Source organism: Janthinobacterium sp. UMAB-56, from assembly GCF_900095265.1.
Classification (GTDB): Bacteria; Pseudomonadota; Gammaproteobacteria; order Burkholderiales; family Burkholderiaceae_D; genus Janthinobacterium.
In genome coordinates this window covers 1-209 of record NZ_LT607727.1, presented here as the reverse complement: position 1 = coordinate 209, position 209 = coordinate 1, and the positions used below count along the sequence as shown (strand labels likewise).

General features: G+C 57.4%; 1 pseudogene. It reads right to left on the bottom strand.

Going from position 1 to position 209, the window contains the following annotated elements:
- Nucleotides 1-209, bottom strand: a pseudogene (locus tag K0F85_RS28440) (carbohydrate porin); the annotation flags it as partial.

Below are 209 nucleotides of genomic sequence, written 5' to 3'. Positions count from 1 at the left end.
CCGTAGAAGTCGTTGTCCTTGCCTTCACCGATGATGTAGGTCGCCGCCAGGTCCAGCGTGCCGTTTTCATTCACGGGAATCTCGCCGTAGATGAAGTTCTGGCGCACGGCCGAGGTGGTGCCGAGGATGGCGCCCGTGTTCGGATCGCGCTTGTTGATATCGTTGTCCTTGAAGAAGGCATACGAGAATTTACCCGGACCCGCAGGAAT